The organism is Paenibacillus sp. G34 (assembly GCF_056856875.1).
Map to the genome: position 1 here is coordinate 3,791,527 of NZ_CM166469.1, position 17,110 is coordinate 3,808,636.

A 17,110-nucleotide genomic window follows, 5' to 3' on the forward strand; every position below is an offset into this window, starting at 1 on the left:
TGTCTCCTCTCCTATGAGAATACGCCGCAAGAACCCGGGCCGCCTGCAAAGTCAAGACCGCAGCTGCCTTGTTCACTGAAGAGATCCGCCACTTCCTCACGGTGAGCTGGTGGGATCACAAAACGATCATCGTATTTCGCGATAGCGAGCAGACGATACATATCTTCAACTTCCTGCGCACTCATGCCTACCATATCCAGCAGGTCGGACTCACTTGTTTTGCCGGTTTGCTGGTTACGCATATGAATACGCATGACAGCCATTTTGCGCAGTACTTCACGAATACGTCCTGTATCTCCAGCCGTAAGCAGGTTCGCCAGATATTCAACCGGAATACGCATGTTATCAATCGCCGGGAAAATATCGTTTGCTTCGAGCGAGCTTCCTTGGCCTTCTACCCGGTTCGTGATCGGGCTTAACGGCGGAATGTACCATACCATTGGCATCGTGCGGTATTCAGGGTGCAGTGGAAGTGCGATCTTCCAGTCAATCACCATTTTGTAGATCGGGGACTGCTGCGCTGCAATAATCCAGTCCTCTGGAATGCCTGCTGCCCGTGCTTCACGGATGACTTCAGGATCATTCGGATCAAGGAAAACATCCATTTGTGACTCATACAGATCCTTTTCATTCTCAACCGATGCTGCCGCTTCAATGCGGTCTGCATCATAGAGCATCAGACCGATATAACGGATACGCCCAACGCAAGTTTCGGAGCAGATCGTTGGCAGACCCGCTTCAATCCGCGGGAAGCATAGTGTACATTTTTCGGCTTTGTTCGTCTGCCAGTTGAAATATACTTTTTTGTAAGGACAACTGGATACACAGAATCTCCATGCACGACAAGCATTCTGGTCAACCAGTACGATACCGTCCTCTTCCCGTTTGTACATGGCACCTGATGGACAAGAGGACACACAAGACGGGTTCAGACAGTGTTCACAGATTCGCGGCAGGTACATCATAAATACCTGTTCAAAATCCATTTTGATCGATTCCTCGACACCTTTCATGTTCGGGTCTTCCATCCCCGTTATATGAGCACCGGCGAGGTCATCTTCCCAGTTTGGACCCCATTCGAGGTTCATGTACTCTCCCGTGATTTGGGATTTCGGTCTTGCGACCGGCTGGTGTTTTTTCTCCGGACTGTTGGTCAATTTTTCGTAATCATAAGTCCAAGGCTCGTAGTAGTCGTCAATTGTTGGTTGATCCGGGTTGTGAAAAATGTTAAGCAAACGTCTGGCACGTGTACCGGATTTCAGCTCCAGCTTGCCGTTTTTCATCTCCCAGCCGCCGCGATAACGCTCCTGATCCTCCCATTGTTTCGGATAACCGACACCCGGTTTCGTTTCGACATTGTTAAAATACATGTACTCTGCACCTGGACGATTCGTCCAGGTGTTTTTGCATGTAACGCTGCATGTATGGCATCCGATACATTTGTCCAGGTTCATGACCATACTGACTTGTGCTTTAATCTTCAAGCCAATCCACCTCCTGCAGTTTTCTAATGATGACGTTCAGGTCACGCTGGTTGCCTGTCGGGCCATAATAGTTGAAACCATAACTTAACTGGGCATAACCACCGATCATATGCGTTGGTTTCACGTGAATACGAGTCGGACTGTTATGCGTACCACCGCGTGTCTGTGATATTTTCGTACCCGGAACGTTAATGTGACGGTCCTGAGCGTGATACATAAAGGCTACTCCGCGTGGAATCCGGTGCGTAACAACTGCTCTTGCCACAACGACCCCGTTACGGTTGAAACATTCGATCCAGTCATTATCCACCAGGCCGGCGTCCTCAGCATCTTCATGATTCATCCAGATCGTTGGGCCACCACGGAACAATGTCAACATCGGCTGTGCATCATAGTACATACTGTGAATGGACCACTTGTTATGCGGTGTCATGTAGTTCAGTACGATTTCTTTGCCGCCCTCAATCGGACGTTTGCTGTTTGGATGGAACGGTGTATGTTTCAGAATCGGTTTGAAGGTCGCCAGTGTCTCACCGAACTCACGCAGCATCGCATGGTCGATATAAAACTGTTGTCTACCCGTCAATGTCCGCCATGGAATCAGACGCTCTACGTTGGTTGTAAACGGTGAATACCGCCGTCCGCCTTTTTCCGATCCGCTGAATGCAGGTGATGTAATGACTGTTTTCGGTTTTGACGTAATCTCGTCAAATGTGAAACACTCCTCCGAGCGCTCTTCTGCCAGATCCTTCAAGTGCAGTGCCGTCTTCTTCTCAAGTGACTCCCACGCACGTACAGCCATCTTGCCATTTGTGGTGGTAGAGAGCGTCAGAATTGCTTCTGCAACGTTGCGATCTGTACTCAGATCTGGACATCCTTGTCCAATACCATCTTTTCGGTTAACACCAAGAATGCCTTTCAACTTCTCATACTCCTCGGTTGCAGACCATGAGATCCCCTTCGTACCAATCGGTTTATCCTTCACATTAGGTCCGAGACTGATCATTTTGTTGTAAACCGCAGCATAGTCACGTTCTACGACCTGAATATGCGGCATCGTTTTGCCCGGAATAGCTTCACATTCTCCAGCACTCCAGTCTTTGATCTCACCATACGGCTGCGCGAGTTCATCCGGTGAATCATGCAGCAGTGGTGTAGTCAAAATCTCCTTCTGCGGTCCGTCGAACTGCTGTGCAGCCATGTCGGAGAACACACGTGCAATCTCCTTGAACGTATCCCAGTCGGAACGGGATTCCCACTGTGTGGCTACTGCCGGGTTGAATGGATGCACGAACGGGTGCATATCCGTACTGCTCAGGTCGCTTTTTTCATACCATGTGGCTGCTGGAAGTACGATATCGGAATACATTGCTGTACCCGCCATCCGGAAGTCCATATTGACCATAAGATCCAGCTTGCCTTCCGGAGCATGTTCCACCCACTCCACATGCTCTGGACGAAGTCCCAGATCATCATCATTCAGCAATCCGTTCGTGGCACCGAGCAAATGCTTGAGGAAATACTCATGTCCCTTACCTGAGCTTGAGATCAGGTTTGCTCTCCAGACAAACAGCACACGCGGGAAGTTCGCCGGGTCATCAGGCTGTTCAATGGAGAATTTCAGATTTTTATTTTGCAGTTCGGATGCCACGTAAGCTCCGATCTCTTCATTCGTTTTTGCTCCCGCATCCAGTGCATCCTGATGCAAATCAATAGAGTTCCGGTTAAATTGCGGATAAGACGGAAGCCAGCCCATGCGTGCAGCCATAACATTATAGTCAGCCACGTGCTCGAAGCGCGGATCACCCTCAAGTGCCGAGGTCAGCTCTCCGACCTTAGTCTCCTCATATCTCCATTGATCTGTTGCAAAATAGAAGAAGGAGGTACCATTTTGCAGACGCGCAGGTCCACTCCAGTCACGCGCAAACGCAATCGTCTGCCAGCCTTCCGCCGGACGTAGTTTCTCCTGACCTACATAGTGAGCCCAACCACCACCGTTAACCCCCTGACAGCCTGTCATCAGTAGCAGGTTGATAATGGCACGATAGATTACGTCAGAGTTGTACCAGTGGTTGATGCCGGCACCCATAATAATCATAGAGCGACCTTGTGTATCCACGGCATTTTGTGCAAACTCACGTGCGATCTGAACGACGGTATCCCGGTCAACCCGGGTGATTTTTTCCTGCCAAGCAGGTGTAAATGGTTTATCCTCTTCCGCTTCCATAACGACTCCTGCAACGATTTCAGTAGAGTCTGCTGAACGCGTCATTTCACGATCAACCCCATACTTCGCCAGCACGAGATCGTAAACCGAAGTAACCGTAATCCAGCGATCATCAACCCAGATGCGACGAACCGGGATTTGACGTTCCATTACGTGACTTCCTTCGTCATCGAAGTAAGGCAGTTGCACGGTTACGAGATCATGGTGCACACCGAGCATGGAAAGTCTTGGATCAATCGGCTCGCCGGTATCCACCTGCTCCATTTTGAGATTCCATGTACCTTCTTCACCCCAGCGGAAGCCCATACTACCTTTTGGAATCGCATAGGATGCCGTATTTTCGTCATATACAAGGGTCTTCCATGCCATGTTGTTGCCCTGGATGCCCAGGTCTTCCCCTAGCAAGAAACGGCCTGCAATGTTTGCGCCATCCTTCTCTTCCACAATCAACAGATTCGGGAAGTCCGTATATTGCTTCGCATAGGACATGAAGTATTCCGTAGGATGATCCAGATAAAATTCTTTCAGGATGATGTGCCCCATTGCCATGGCAAGAGCTCCATCTGTACCTTGTTTTACGGACATCCATGTGTCTGCAAACTTCACATATTCGGCATAATCCGGACTGATGGATACTACTTTTGTCCCTTTGTAACGGGCTTCAGCGAGGAAGTGGGCATCCGGTGTACGGGTCATTGGCAGGTTGGAACCCCAGACCAAAATGTATCCTGAGTTGTACCAGTCACTACTCTCCGGCACGTCTGTCTGATCTCCCCAGATTTGCGGGGATGCCGGTGGCAGATCCGCATACCAGTCATAGAAACTGAGTAGTGGTGAACCTACCAGAGACAAGAAACGGGATCCTGCAGCATAACTGACCATCGACATCGCTGGAATCGGGGAGAACCCAATGATGCGGTCAGGGCCGTAATCTTTGATCGTATGAATCATGGAAGCAGCAATAATCTGTGTTACTTCGCCCCATGATGCACGAACCAGTCCACCTTTACCGCGTACCGATTTGTATCTCTTCACTTTGACCGGATCATTCGCGATACTTTGCCATGCTTTTACTGGATCGCCATGAGTCTTCAGAGCCTCACGCCACATTTCAAGGAGCGCACCACGCACGTAAGGATGTTTCACACGTAATGGACTATATAGATACCATGAGAAGCTTGCTCCACGCGGACATCCACGCGGTTCAAAATCAGGCATATCCGGTCCGGTTGATGGATAGTCCGTCGCCTGTGTTTCCCATGTCACGATGCCATCTTTCACATAAATCTGCCAGCTGCACGAACCCGTGCAGTTCACGCCGTGTGTGGAACGCACCACTTTATCATGTTGCCAACGACGGCGATATACATCTTCCCAGTCCCGGTTTACCGGGGACATCTCACTCCAGCCTTCCGCGTTTTTTTCACGTTTGGCAAAATACTTCAGTTTACCCATCCAGGGCATGCTTTTGCTGCTCATTGTTGTCCTCCCACAATTGTGACCTGTTGATGCTGGTCTTCCTATCCTCCAATCTGCGACATATGCCGCAGCGTAGGTGTTCCGTTAATCTCTTGCCCTTTTAAGGCTTTTACCATGTCATGAGTTTCGGGTTTGGAGCCGAGCGCCTTGTAAAATAAATCCTGCACCGCTTTGTCGTCACCAACGAGCGGGCGAACATTGTACTCATCTGACCAGTACAGACAAGGCTTAATGTTACCGTCGGCCGTTAATCGGAGCCTGTTACAGCTACCGCAGAAATGACTGCTGACCGGATGAATCAGTCCGAATGTTCCAGCGGCTCCAACGATCCGGTAACTATCTGCTGGGCCATTGCCATACACATCACCGCAACTTTCGTAGTTCCACTTGGTTCCGCAAGTGTTCAGTACATGTTCAAGCGGCAAATAACTCGACTTCCAACCGGTTCCACTGTCTCCGATGGGCATGTATTCAATAAAACGAATATCAATTGGAGCTTCCAGCGTCATGCGTAGAAAATCCTCCACCTCATCGTCATTTACACCCTTCATCAGTACAACGTTTAGCTTGATGGGCTTGAATCCAGCCTTTTGACTGGCTTTGATGCCCTCCAGCACGCGATGTACCTTACCGCCCCGTGTAATACGCGCAAATCGCTCCGGCTTGAGCGAATCCAGACTAATGTTCACGCGTGTCAGACCTGCAGCTTTCAGCATCTCGGCATGAGCTGCCAAAAATATGCCATTGGTTGTCAATGCAATGTCTTCAATCCCTGGAATAGCGGATAACATCGCAACCAGTTGATCCAGCCCCTTGCGAACGAGAGGTTCTCCGCCAGTCAATCGCAGTTTCCGTATGCCTAGCGGAGCAAGTGCCTGGACAATCGATGTAATTTCTTCATAGGACAAAATGCGTTCTGTCGGTTCAAACTGCATTCCTTCTTCCGGCATGCAGTACACACACCGCAGATTGCAACGATCCGTAACGGATATACGCAAGTAATCATGCACACGTCCAAAAGGGTCTATTAGTTTTGATTCCATACACGTACCTCCTTTCTCTTGGGTGCTGTCATGACATCGCTAAAGGAGAACACTCGCTTCCTCACATGTATTGTCAATCATGGGCTAAGCATAATGATGTCTGGCTTTGCTAACTGTGCAAAATATCACAAGAACTGAAACATAACGCACAGTTGCACATTTATGAAAGCTCCGCAAGCCTTTTCTGAACAGGATTTCAGTCCAAATAAGGCGAGATTATGACAAAAATAAAGGTGTGAGCAGGCTCACACAGCCCCGCTGTCTGCTTTTCTATAATCAAGTTGCAACACCACACTAATCCCAATTTGGAGGAATGACCCATGAACACATACGCTGCAACCATTAATGCCACAGAGTATCCACCTCATTTGAAACATAAAATTATCTTTGAAACGTTTGAAGCTCTTCAGCCTGAGGAAGCGATGTTACTCGTTAACGATCACGATCCAAAACCGCTCCGCTTCCAGTTTCAATCGACACATCCTGACGGCTTTGACTGGGAATATATCGAACAAGGTCCTATAACGTTTCAGGTCAGAATCACTAAACGATAGATTGGAGTTGAACGGGAATGGCGCATGTTGAAATCATTAACGAGACTACACTGCGTCTGACGCTGGGACTCGAAGATGCTGTATACATGATTCAGATCGCTCAGCGTGAGCAGGCAACCTATGCACAGGAGATCATTACGATTTACGAGAAAATGCCCGTGTTCGAATTCACTCATTTCTGCTTCTATGCCTATGACAGTGCGAGACTGTTTGAGCGTGTGCTTGAGATGGACCCCAAAACCTATCTCTCCTTCTCCCTGGATGCACCTGATTCATTCTTCTATGCCCTGTACGGAGGCATGGCCGCTTTATATGAATCTTCGATCAAGCTGGTTCAGCAGACGCAAGCAGCTACGGCAGTCAGCACCGAAACGGATGTGAATGTTCATGTCTGAAACCGATATTAATATTGTTGAACTCGACGTACGCCCTCATCTGAGCAAAAAACTGGAGCCTTTTCAGCTCATTATGGATACCGTTAAAGAACTGAAACGCGAAGACGTATTGGTCCTGCATGCGCCGTTCAAGCCGACTCCATTGCTTGGCATTCTGAAAATGAAAGGATACTCCAGTACATCGGAGCGTCTTGAATCCAATCATTGGGTGACCACATTTGTGCATAAAAAAAATAAAACCGCTGCAGAGAAGATTTCCGCGGCGGTTCAAATCAATACGTTGGCTCGAACTGAATTAACTTCATCGTCGATTGAGGATTCAGGTTCAGAGAATGCCATAACTTCCTGTGAAGGGCAACCTCCAGCAATAGCTGAAACTTCAACATCCGAGGTTTTGTCAGATGAGCCCATAACACAGGAACTGAAAGAGCCAACCATTGTACTGGACAATCGCGGACTGGAGCCACCCCAGCCAATGATGCGCACATTAGCTGCACTTGAACGTTGCAAACCGGGAGAAGTTGTACTTATTCATAATGACCGCGTGCCCGTTTTTTTGATCGAGGAATTGAATCAGCTCGGTTGTCTCTACACCGTTGAGGACCAGGCGGATGGCACAGCCAAAGTCAGAATTGAAAAAGGGTAAGGGGGCGAAAGCCATGTCCAGGTTGCCGTTTCTTTTTATCATCACGGGCATCGTTGGATTTGTAATGTATCACGCCTTCTCCTTGCTCTCATTGACAGGCTGGCTAGGTGATGAATTAAGGGGACCCGAAGGCTGGTTTCATGCGCATTTGTTCGTACTCGGATGGGCCACCATGCTGGCGATGGGTGCCGTTTATCAGTTGATACATGTCATTTTACAAACGAATATTTATAGTACAGTGCTCGGTTACTGTCACTATTTCTTGTTCACTGTCGGTGCTACAGGCATGTTGATTGGTTTTATTCGCACAGATGTAATCTGGATTGCAGGTTCAGCAACGCTTGCACTATCCGGCATTTTGTTATTTGGCTTGAACATGGCTGTCACCCTCTTCCGGGCTTCCATTTGGAATCCCGTAACGATCAGTGCAGCATGTGCCTGTCTGTATCTTGTACTTACCGGATTATCCGGCATGCTGATGGGACTGAATTTTGCTTTTGGCGACTGGAATGGTCTGCATCAACGATTGTTTGGCGCACATATCTGGATGGGAACCCTTGGATGGTTTGGCATGTTAATCACCGGATTCAGTTACAAAATGCTGCCGATGTTTTATTTGTCCCATGATTTCTCTATCCGATTGCAAAAGATGGTTCTGGTCCTGTGGAATGCTGCTGTTATTACAGGAGTGATCGCATTCCTGACAGGTATCCAAGTTGGCTTGCTCTGGTTTGCGCTTTTGCTTTTGACAGGAGCACTGATCTGTTACGTATACCATCTGGAGCAAATTCAGGAGAAACGGCATAAAAGCAACTCTGGCCCCGGAATCCGCTGGACGGTCTATGTAAGCCGTGCCTTGCTCGTATATTCCATGGCTCTGTTAATCTATAGTTCGCAAGATGTAGAGCTACTCCTTGATTCACGCGTTGTGCTTCTGACTGGCTGGGTATACCTTGGAGGCTGGGTATCTCTGACGATCCTCGGGTATGCTTCCAAAATTGTGCCTTTTCTTTGGTGGACCCACAAATACGGCAAGCTTGCCGGACGTCCTGGTACTCCACTCATGGCTGGCATGTTAAGTGAAAAAAGGATCAATCATGGAATACTTGCGATGGTCGCAGCCAGTCTGCTCTTAGTCAGCGGTATTCTGATTAATTTGGCGGAAGTGATGATGGTTGGCGGAACATTACTGTCTATGATCTCTATCGTATATATTTCAAATATCGCCTTGGTATTTAGACGTTAACAAGATGGATTGGAGCGTGGAAAAGATGGAACAAACCTCACATTTACTCGAGTATTTAAAAGAAGTCTACGACCCGGAGCTTGGTGTCAACATCGTTGACCTCGGCCTTGTGTATGAAGTAAAGGAAGAGCCGGAACGCATCCAGGTGCGAATGACGCTCACTACACCAGGCTGTCCACTACATGACACCATCGTTGGTGCGGTGAAATGGGTTTTACAAGAAAATACCGACAAAACCGATATTGACGTGCAGGTGGTATGGGAACCGCAATGGTCTCCGCAGCTGATGTCCAGAGAAGCCAAAGAAATGCTCGGATACTTTTAAGCAGGTGCTTATAATAAGGAAGTCGGCAGAAGGATATGTGTCCAAACAACTCAGTCTAATGAACAACCAATACCCCAAAAAGCGTACTCAAGCTCTGATCCAATCAGGCCAAGGGTACGTTTTTGTATGTATTCCTTTTCGCACGTAAAAAGAGATGCACTGCAGCAAAGAAAAAGAACTCCTCGCGGAGTCCCCATTCCCTATTATTCATTCGGCTCTATAGAATATTAGATATCTTTGGCGTAAGAAGCTTCTGGCACTTTATTCAATACCACGAACAAACGAACTTCCGCATCACTTGTGTTATGGAAAGCGAATTCCGTCTCTCCTCCGCAGGATACCACGTCTTCTGCCTGAATCACATGCTCTGTTCCGTCCAGAATCAGTGTTCCTTTGCCTTCAACGACGAGCAACGTGAGGTCAGCACCGGGATGTTTGTGAACGGGAAGCTGTTGTCCTGGCAGAAAATGAAGTACAAAGGTTACACCGCCTCCTTGTTGAAACAACACCCGTTTCGTGAAACGGTCTGTACTGTATGCTTTAACTTCTTGTAATGACGTGATACTCATGATCATCATCCTCCTATTTGTTCTGGTTATGTATTCATTTTAACGCGAAAAAACCTGCACCTCCTTGATTCAAATCAAGAAAACGCAGGCTGTGGATTTAGGACTTACATTGCTAAAATATCACTTGTTTTATATATCAGTAAATACAAGAACAAATACCAATATAATATATATCCATATTATGATAGAAGAAACTCGTTCATATTACCAACCGACCTCTCTTCTCCGCCAGACCAATCGTTGCGTGCACCCCCGAGTTAAATTCCAGAAAATCCTGCTCTACCCCGTCACTGAAAATAACTCCATCCTCCGGCATTTGTGAAACGATGTGAAGGGGTTGCTTCGCATGAATCTGTCCAAACACGAGATTTGCCGCCGTGGTTCGACTCGGGAACGGTTCACGTACCGTAAAATATAAATAAGGGGAATCCCACGAAAACTCGTTCTTGTTCAATCCTCCCTCAGAAGCCGTTCCTCTTAAATCAACTGATCTTTCATCACTAGTCAATTGCTGGTGCTCCCCCCTGCTCACATGTTGCCAAGCCGCTGAACGGACAATACCTGAAGCACCAGCCAGCACACTCTTAAACCATCCGGTTGATCCCATACCTGTTGACACGATAATACCGCTGGATGATTGATTTTCAGTGGAGGCTCCCAAACGCACTTCATAACGGGCAGATACATGTGTCTTCCGACCAATAAAGAGATCATTGACACCGTACAGCACCTGTCCGTCATTCAGCTCAACTTTGGCAAGGGTGACTTCCTTAAGCGAGCGCTGTCTACGTATCACGTCTGGAACAATGAAGCTTAGATCCTCCACTGTAAAAGGTAACAGCACCCCGTCCCACCGCATCGGATCTGGATTCACACCGATAAGCGGCTGCTCGGTAACATATTTCAACGTATTGGCAACCAGACCATCCTGTCCGACCACTACCACAATATCTTGCTCTCCAAAAATAAAGTTTGGCACATGCTCTCGGTCAATCATCTGAACACGTCCAAGTTGACTCAATTGCTGTTGAGCAAGCTGTATCGATTGCTTGTAACGGCGATCTTCCTCGACGTAATCGCTAAAGTCAGCACCAAGACGTTCAATGTAAAACTGAGCCTGCTGTACAGTGTTGTAACGTACAATCAATTCCTCCAGTCGGGTTCTGCGCTTAACCAAAATTAATTTATGCTCACTCATGGGTTCATTTATCTTAACCATCTGTGATTCCACCTCCCGCTTTCCCTTTGACTTGAGGAAAACCATTATTGATTTTTTTGGTTTTTTTGAATTTTTCGACTTGTCTCACTTGTTTCATTTGTCTCAATTGTCTGACTTGCCCGACTCACCAGATTGACTTGATTATCTGACACGTTTTGACTAACTCGACTGGATCGTATAAACCGTGTTCTGGAAGCGGATAGATTGGTTTGTTTCCCCCATCCAACAATCATCGTGTTGCCCCTCCCTTACCTCTTCCTTCTGCTGGTGCCATCAGACCCTGTAGCAGATCTGGTGAGATATTCAACTGCCCGATTTTCCCAGCATTCTCGGCCAGTTCCTGGAACGCAAGTGCAATCAGTTTATCCGAGTTCATGCCCATATTGGCCATGGCCTGTAATACGTTCGGCTGTACATGCTGAAGCGAATTCATGACTGCTGCAATCTCATACGCTTTGGCATCTGCTTCGGCATTCTGATTCGCAATGGTGAGCTCGATTAACTGTTGCTTGCGCTCTTCCATCGCGGTATTAAACTGGAGCTGCTCCTGTTCCATCTCGTTCTGCTTCTGTTTCACCGAGCGTTCGGCCTGTAATTGGGTTTCCCGAATCTGTTGTTTCTTCGTCTCCACCGCAATCTCGGTATTCAGTTCATTTTCTTTCACGCGGCGTTCCTGCTCAATGGAAGCATTGCGCCGCACATATAAAGCTTCGTCCGCCTGTTTCAGAATTTCTTCCCTCGCCTGTGCTTCCAGCGCACGCATCGTTTCCTTATTAGGCAAAATAGCGAGAATGGACAGATTCATCAGCTCTACGCCCAGCTTTTCCAACTCTTCATGTTGTGCGACCTCTCGTTTCATGCTGCTGGCGAGCCGTTCGCTGGATTGAATCGCTTCTTTTAACGGCAACTGCTCCAAATATTTCTTCGTGAGTACTTTTGCAATGGTAATCACCCGCTGATCCAGCTTGTGAGGATCGTCAGACATATATTGATTTTTGCGCAAATTGTACGTGTAATTCAGACTCTGTGTAATTTTGCTGTAATCCATAATGCGATAGCTAAGCTGTCCCTGTACGGTAACCGTCTGATAATCCGCTGTAATTTCTTCAAACATAAACGGCACATCCACCGAAGAAACAGGCAATACAACAACCGAAGTCGTTGGCTCATAATAATAAAAAGATAAGCCCACGCCTTGGCGCTGTACCTTGCCGTTCTTCACTTTCATTACATATTCACTCGGCTGAAACTTTACAAATCGGAATCCAAACATGGCTCATTCCTCATTTCTTATTAATGTCGTTTTGATATTATCGAAATGATAACAAACGATTTTGATATTGTCAATACGACATTAACAAATTCCGCACGAAAAAAGAGACCGAATCATGGATTCGACCTCTTTCTTGTCTACATGTCATTTACTTTCCATTAAATCAAGTTACCGTTTCTAATACAGCTGTTCCATCAATCTCGCTACTGCAACGGCGCCTTGCGCACGATTAGCGGTTTGTTTGGGAGCAAATGTGCTATAAGGCAAGCCGTTTAATACACCGAGTTGCGACATGAATGCCACGGCATCTTTGGCATACTCGGCAATATCTGCTTGATCTCTGAACTTCATCTGACCCGTGTTCACATTAGTAGAGTTGTTACTACGTTCTGCTGCTTCCATCGCTCGATACAGCATAACAGCCATATCCTCCCGGGAGATGAGATCATTCGCACCGAATGTTCCGTCAGCTCTGCCCTGAACAATGTTCAGCGCAAGACCTGCACGAACCGCATCCGCATACCATTGATCTGACTTGACGTCTGTCGGTAGTTGGGTAGCCGAAGAATCAGTGTGATTTGTTTTGCCAATCCCTTTAACGAGCATCTGTAAAAATTGGGCACGGGTGAGTTCACCCTGCGGTTCAAAACGTGTATCACTCATACCTGCAATGATGCCTTTACTGTAGAGATGTTGAACTTCCTGAACTGCCCAGGCATGTTGCTGCAAGTCGGTGAAAGGCACTTCAACGTTGGTAATCAAGTAACTGCCAGGCTTGGACGGCTTGAATGCCATCGTGGCTGTAGTCTGCTCATACTTACTATTGATCACAGGTTCTAGTCCACCGTTGGTTGAGATCAAGTTAACCACCATGACCGTATGATCTGCTTTGACAGGCTGCACGTCGGACAAAAGCACTTCAACCGTCTTGTCAGCCCACTGAATTGACTTGTTATTGAGCAGCATCTGCACATCAACCACAGGATGATCGCCCATATTAGATCGCTGGGTATCGTTCACTTTCGCAACTGAGCCTTCTGCCACGACAACGTCAAACGTACCTGTGTTCTCTGCAATGGTGAGTGGCAGGGAGCGAAGCGGGATACGAACTGTCGCTTTGCCCACGACTACGTCAATGGACTGTACTTCCGCCGATTTAACCCAAGAAGTCAGCTGACTCGATGGAAGCTGGAACGTCACCACTTTGGAACCGTCAGGTACATCAGCCACCAGCTTCAATGTACGTTTGCTTGCGTCCATTGATTTCAAAGCCTGAGTAAGCTCAGCCACACTTGGGCGCACCGCATACGCACCATCTCCTGTTGCCGTTCCTTTTACAGTAATGGAACCGCTCGCAGTTTCTCTCCCAGGTGCTCGCTGAGGTGTAACTACCGGATTGTTCGTAATTATTGAAGGTGCCGATGACCCGGACGGATTACTTGGCTGAGATGGCTGTCCCGTGCCCGGGTTTGTCGTCTGACGTGCCAGTTGCGCAATGGCCTCCTTCAGAAGTTGATCCACATGAATTAGCTCTTGTTCTGAAGCTTCAATATCCAGAACAAACTGCCGAGCTTGCTCCAACGCTTTACTGAATACACTCCAGCTCAAAGCCGTGTAATCCGCTTGTTTCAATGATTCCGCCGAAGTAACGGTTGATTTCAAAGCGGTTTTGTCAGCGAGGAAGGTACCATAAGCTTCAAATTCCATGAATCCAACCCAGTTGGAACCTGAGGTAATGGTCACACGAACGTAGCGTCCTTCCGTTCCCTCGGGCAGAACGTGACTTGGGGATGTAGACACAACTACATCACTGGTTGTATCAACAACCGTCTTGAAATGCTCATTATCGTTGGATACATCAATTCTGTATTTAATTCCACCACTCCACATCGACATTTCAATTTTACGGAGATTCGCAACGTGTTTAAGATCGACCATCCACCAGGGATTTTCATTTGCTTCCCGTTCCGTCCCCCAGGACGTGGTTGGATCATCGTCAATCGCACCTGCCGGCGAGTTGTCCTTACCACCACCATTACCTGCACTGCTTGAGGCTGTAGCTGTTTTACCTTTCGTCAAAGCCTCAAGTTTGCCCAGATTCGTGAAAGCTTGTTCCAGCGTGTCCAAAGCGGCATTTACCTCAGATTGCTTAGCATTGGTATCATCTCTCACCTGAACAGCTTCCTGCAAAGCTTGCTGCAGAACAGACCAGCTACGATGTGTGTAGGATGATTCATTCTCCAGCTGCATGAGCTGAATGTATTGATGCAATGCATTTTTGTCGACGTCGGATAGGCCTTCGATGGCTCCTTGAAGACGCTCTTTTGCTTGATTTACATCTGTTTGGGTTACTCTTGAGTCAGTCACAACGGATTTTGCATGTTTTAGCGCTTTGCTGAATACAGCCCATGTTGCAGCCGACCAATTGTTCTGTTTAATTGTCTCAGCTTCTGCAATCTTTTCTTCAAGCGGTTTACGGTCCGGCGTTTTAACGCCGAGCTGTAACATCACATTTTCCAAAGATGCTGTCGCTGCATTGGTTTCCTCTTGACTTACACCACCTGACGTATATGCTTTGGCGTAGATCCCTTCAGCAGAAATGATCGCTGGTTTCAGATTACCCCAGGTCTCTGGTGTAAAATCACTTTCTACAAGCGAGTTTGCCCGTTTCAATGCCGCTGCCAGTTGTTGACGATCAGTCGGCATATCTGCGAGTCCTCTTTTGAATACGTCGAGAGACCACAGTGCTCTTCCCTCTTTGGAATACCCTCCATTCGCCGGAAACTCATCATAATCAAACATGCCCTGGTTTTCCCACGCATCACCCTCGGTATCAATCCAGCCTACACCTGCCGGAATCCATGCTGGCTCCCAATAAAAGAAACCTGCCCCGCGATTATTCGGCACGCTAGCAATCAGATCCATAATGCCTGCTATCGCATCGTGTTGACCTTGAACCGATGCGGGGAAGGTTGCCCCTCCAACATGGAGCGCTTGGTCTGATCCGATAATATTTCCGTGCTTGTCTCCGTTTTTATAAGTGAACGGATAGGATGTTTCAGCGATGATCACATCTTTGCCAAATGCTACAGATACTTCATTCATCGTTCGTTGCACATCTTCAAATGTTCCATGCCAGAACGGATAATAGGACAGTCCGATAATATCATACTTCAGTTCTGGTTCTGCTTTTTTCAGCTCCCCAAAGTACCATTTGATATCTTTCGTCTTGCCGCCTTCGGCCAAATGAATCATAATTTTCACCGGTTCGCCAACATTACCGTTTTCCGCTTCCACTGCACGTACAGCGTCAATTCCACTTTTCAACAATGCTGCATTATCGGCAAAATTAACGCTAAGATTCTCGCCGTTTAGAAGCCCCGTGTTAATCTCGTTGCCGATCTGTACCATATCCGGCATGGCGCCTGCCTTGCTCATTTCCTTAACGACTTCAACGGTATATTTGTATACCGCTGTCTTAAGTCCTTCAAAATCCAAATTCTCCCACGCTTTCGGTCTCAACTGCTGACCGGGGTGAGCCCACTCGTCCGAGTAATGGAAGTCAAGCAGTACCTTCATGCCTTTTTGTTTCGCACGTACAGCCATATTGATGACATCCGCTTTATCATTGTAGCCGCCTGATTTTTGTGGATCATTCCACAAACGCAGACGTACATAATTGACACCGCGATCCTTGAGGATATCAAGCAAATCACGCTCGGTGCCATTGCTATCCAGATACTTCCCACCCTTAGCTTCAATCGCCGTAAGAGTCGAAATATCAACGCCTCTGACATAATCGGAACGATACCCTTGTACAACCACCGTGGCTTCTGGCTTTTTGTCAGTCCCATATACGGCGCCCGTTACAGAGAATGAACCTGATTTTTCATACTGCAATAAGTCAATGCTGTCCCATGTGACAGGAACGAGGCCTGACTTTCCATTCGTAAAATTGGCTTTGACTTCCGCCGGCAGAATCGGCGCACTTCTCGGTAATGTGCTCACTTGAACAGGATCATAACTGATAATGTTGGCTGGCTCCATACCCTCCGATTCCCCCCACACTTTGAACTCCAATATTTGTGGCCACGCTCCGTCCTCTTTATAAAAAGTTATGTTGAGCTTAATGTATCGTACATCATTGTTTTGGAATGTCATATCTGAAATCTGTTTTGTATCCGCGTTATCCTGTTGATCGGCAACAGTAGACCACTCCTGCTGATCCGTAGACGTTTCAAGCGAATACTTTACAACCGTATGGTCTCTCCACATGATTTCTGCTCCCGACAGATTGTACGTATCTCCCAGATCAATCATGACCCACTCCGGTTTCTCCGGGGTCACTCCAACTTCTGTACTCCAATGGGTGTCCGCATTACCATCCACCAGGTGCGTTTTATCGCCTCCCCATCTTTTTTCATCCGAACTCACCGTTACCGTCTTGTTCAGCGCCACATTATTTTTTGCCGCCTCTGCTGGTCTGGCGATTAGACCCATATCACAGAATAACAACAATAAAACAAGACAGCCGCTTATGTACCTCTTATTCACCCTTGATCTCCCCTTCTTGTGTTTGTTTGTGCTTGGATCAATGAATGGTTTGAATCCTCCCCATTGTAAGCGCTTCATGATCCTTAGCAACACGGC

General features: G+C 47.5%; 12 protein-coding genes. 5 read left to right on the forward strand and 7 right to left on the reverse strand.

Features of this window, described 5'->3' with window-relative positions; translation table 11 throughout:
- Positions 1 to 11: 11 nt before the first annotated feature.
- Genes narH through moaA form a run of 3 tightly spaced genes read right to left on the reverse strand, consistent with a single transcriptional unit; the run spans position 12 to position 6,233 of the window.
- Positions 12 to 1,484 carry a nitrate reductase subunit beta gene (gene narH, locus AC1VYS_RS17115; RefSeq protein WP_090917004.1) on the reverse strand — a complete coding sequence of 491 codons (1,473 nt, stop codon included), beginning with the start codon at positions 1,482 to 1,484 and terminating at the stop codon, positions 12 to 14.
- Positions 1,474 to 5,190: a nitrate reductase subunit alpha gene (locus AC1VYS_RS17120; RefSeq protein WP_482910703.1), complete on the reverse strand. Its 3,717-nt coding sequence runs from the start codon at positions 5,188 to 5,190 to the stop codon at positions 1,474 to 1,476. The genes narH and AC1VYS_RS17120 overlap by 11 nt, the downstream gene beginning before the upstream one ends.
- A 41-nt stretch (positions 5,191 to 5,231) precedes the next feature.
- Positions 5,232 to 6,233 carry a GTP 3',8-cyclase MoaA gene (moaA, locus tag AC1VYS_RS17125; RefSeq protein ID WP_482910704.1) on the reverse strand — a complete coding sequence of 334 codons (1,002 nt, stop codon included), beginning with the start codon at positions 6,231 to 6,233 and terminating at the stop codon, positions 5,232 to 5,234.
- 320 nt (positions 6,234 to 6,553) lie between these two features.
- On the opposite strand from moaA, the gene AC1VYS_RS17130 reads away from it, so the two are divergent.
- The 5 genes from AC1VYS_RS17130 to AC1VYS_RS17150 are packed head-to-tail and all read left to right on the forward strand — an operon-like array spanning position 6,554 to position 9,399.
- Positions 6,554 to 6,787: a DUF2249 domain-containing protein gene (locus AC1VYS_RS17130; RefSeq protein ID WP_482910705.1), complete on the forward strand. Its 234-nt coding sequence runs from the start codon at positions 6,554 to 6,556 to the stop codon at positions 6,785 to 6,787.
- A 17-nt stretch (positions 6,788 to 6,804) separates the two neighbouring features.
- Positions 6,805 to 7,182 carry a hypothetical protein gene (locus tag AC1VYS_RS17135; protein WP_482910706.1) on the forward strand — a complete coding sequence of 126 codons (378 nt, stop codon included), beginning with the start codon at positions 6,805 to 6,807 and terminating at the stop codon, positions 7,180 to 7,182.
- Positions 7,175 to 7,828: a DUF2249 domain-containing protein gene (locus AC1VYS_RS17140; protein ID WP_482910707.1), complete on the forward strand. Its 654-nt coding sequence runs from the start codon at positions 7,175 to 7,177 to the stop codon at positions 7,826 to 7,828. The genes AC1VYS_RS17135 and AC1VYS_RS17140 overlap by 8 nt, the downstream gene beginning before the upstream one ends.
- Before the next feature lie 13 nt (positions 7,829 to 7,841).
- Positions 7,842 to 9,074, forward strand: coding sequence for a hypothetical protein (locus tag AC1VYS_RS17145; protein ID WP_482910708.1), 1,233 nt, complete (start codon positions 7,842 to 7,844; stop codon positions 9,072 to 9,074).
- Between the two features lie 25 nt (positions 9,075 to 9,099).
- Positions 9,100 to 9,399 carry a metal-sulfur cluster assembly factor gene (locus tag AC1VYS_RS17150; protein WP_145413227.1) on the forward strand — a complete coding sequence of 100 codons (300 nt, stop codon included), beginning with the start codon at positions 9,100 to 9,102 and terminating at the stop codon, positions 9,397 to 9,399.
- A 227-nt stretch (positions 9,400 to 9,626) separates the two neighbouring features.
- On the opposite strand, the gene AC1VYS_RS17155 is transcribed toward AC1VYS_RS17150, so the two are convergent.
- The 4 genes from AC1VYS_RS17155 to AC1VYS_RS17170 all read right to left on the reverse strand — a co-directional run bounded on the left by AC1VYS_RS17155 (position 9,627) and on the right by AC1VYS_RS17170 (position 17,014).
- Entirely contained in the window at positions 9,627 to 9,968 is a 342-nt protein-coding gene (locus tag AC1VYS_RS17155; protein WP_482910709.1) for a cupin domain-containing protein, read from the reverse strand.
- A 199-nt stretch (positions 9,969 to 10,167) separates the two neighbouring features.
- Positions 10,168 to 11,166 carry a diacylglycerol kinase catalytic domain-containing protein gene (locus tag AC1VYS_RS17160; protein WP_482934388.1) on the reverse strand — a complete coding sequence of 333 codons (999 nt, stop codon included), beginning with the start codon at positions 11,164 to 11,166 and terminating at the stop codon, positions 10,168 to 10,170.
- A gap of 250 nt (positions 11,167 to 11,416) precedes the next feature.
- Positions 11,417 to 12,460, reverse strand: a complete 1,044-nt coding sequence (locus tag AC1VYS_RS17165; protein ID WP_482910711.1) for an SPFH domain-containing protein — start codon at positions 12,458 to 12,460, stop codon at positions 11,417 to 11,419.
- Positions 12,461 to 12,637: 177 nt separating this feature from the next.
- Positions 12,638 to 17,014: a glycosyl hydrolase 53 family protein gene (locus tag AC1VYS_RS17170; protein ID WP_482910712.1), complete on the reverse strand. Its 4,377-nt coding sequence runs from the start codon at positions 17,012 to 17,014 to the stop codon at positions 12,638 to 12,640.
- Positions 17,015 to 17,110 lie beyond the last annotated feature (96 nt).

Excerpts from the sequence above, each read along its gene's own strand:
- AC1VYS_RS17120 (WP_482910703.1), bottom strand. The coding sequence starts at position 5,190 with ATGAGCAGCAAAAGCATGCCCTGGATGGGTAAACTGAAGTATTTTGCC.
- moaA (WP_482910704.1), bottom strand. The coding sequence starts at position 6,233 with ATGGAATCAAAACTAATAGACCCTTTTGGACGTGTGCATGATTACTTG.
- AC1VYS_RS17130 (WP_482910705.1), top strand. The coding sequence starts at position 6,554 with ATGAACACATACGCTGCAACCATTAATGCCACAGAGTATCCACCTCAT.
- AC1VYS_RS17135 (WP_482910706.1), top strand. The coding sequence starts at position 6,805 with ATGGCGCATGTTGAAATCATTAACGAGACTACACTGCGTCTGACGCTG.
- AC1VYS_RS17140 (WP_482910707.1), top strand. The coding sequence starts at position 7,175 with ATGTCTGAAACCGATATTAATATTGTTGAACTCGACGTACGCCCTCAT.
- AC1VYS_RS17145 (WP_482910708.1), top strand. The coding sequence starts at position 7,842 with ATGTCCAGGTTGCCGTTTCTTTTTATCATCACGGGCATCGTTGGATTT.
- AC1VYS_RS17150 (WP_145413227.1), top strand. The coding sequence starts at position 9,100 with ATGGAACAAACCTCACATTTACTCGAGTATTTAAAAGAAGTCTACGAC.
- AC1VYS_RS17155 (WP_482910709.1), bottom strand. The coding sequence starts at position 9,968 with ATGAGTATCACGTCATTACAAGAAGTTAAAGCATACAGTACAGACCGT.
- AC1VYS_RS17160 (WP_482934388.1), bottom strand. The coding sequence starts at position 11,166 with ATGAGTGAGCATAAATTAATTTTGGTTAAGCGCAGAACCCGACTGGAG.
- AC1VYS_RS17165 (WP_482910711.1), bottom strand. The coding sequence starts at position 12,460 with ATGTTTGGATTCCGATTTGTAAAGTTTCAGCCGAGTGAATATGTAATG.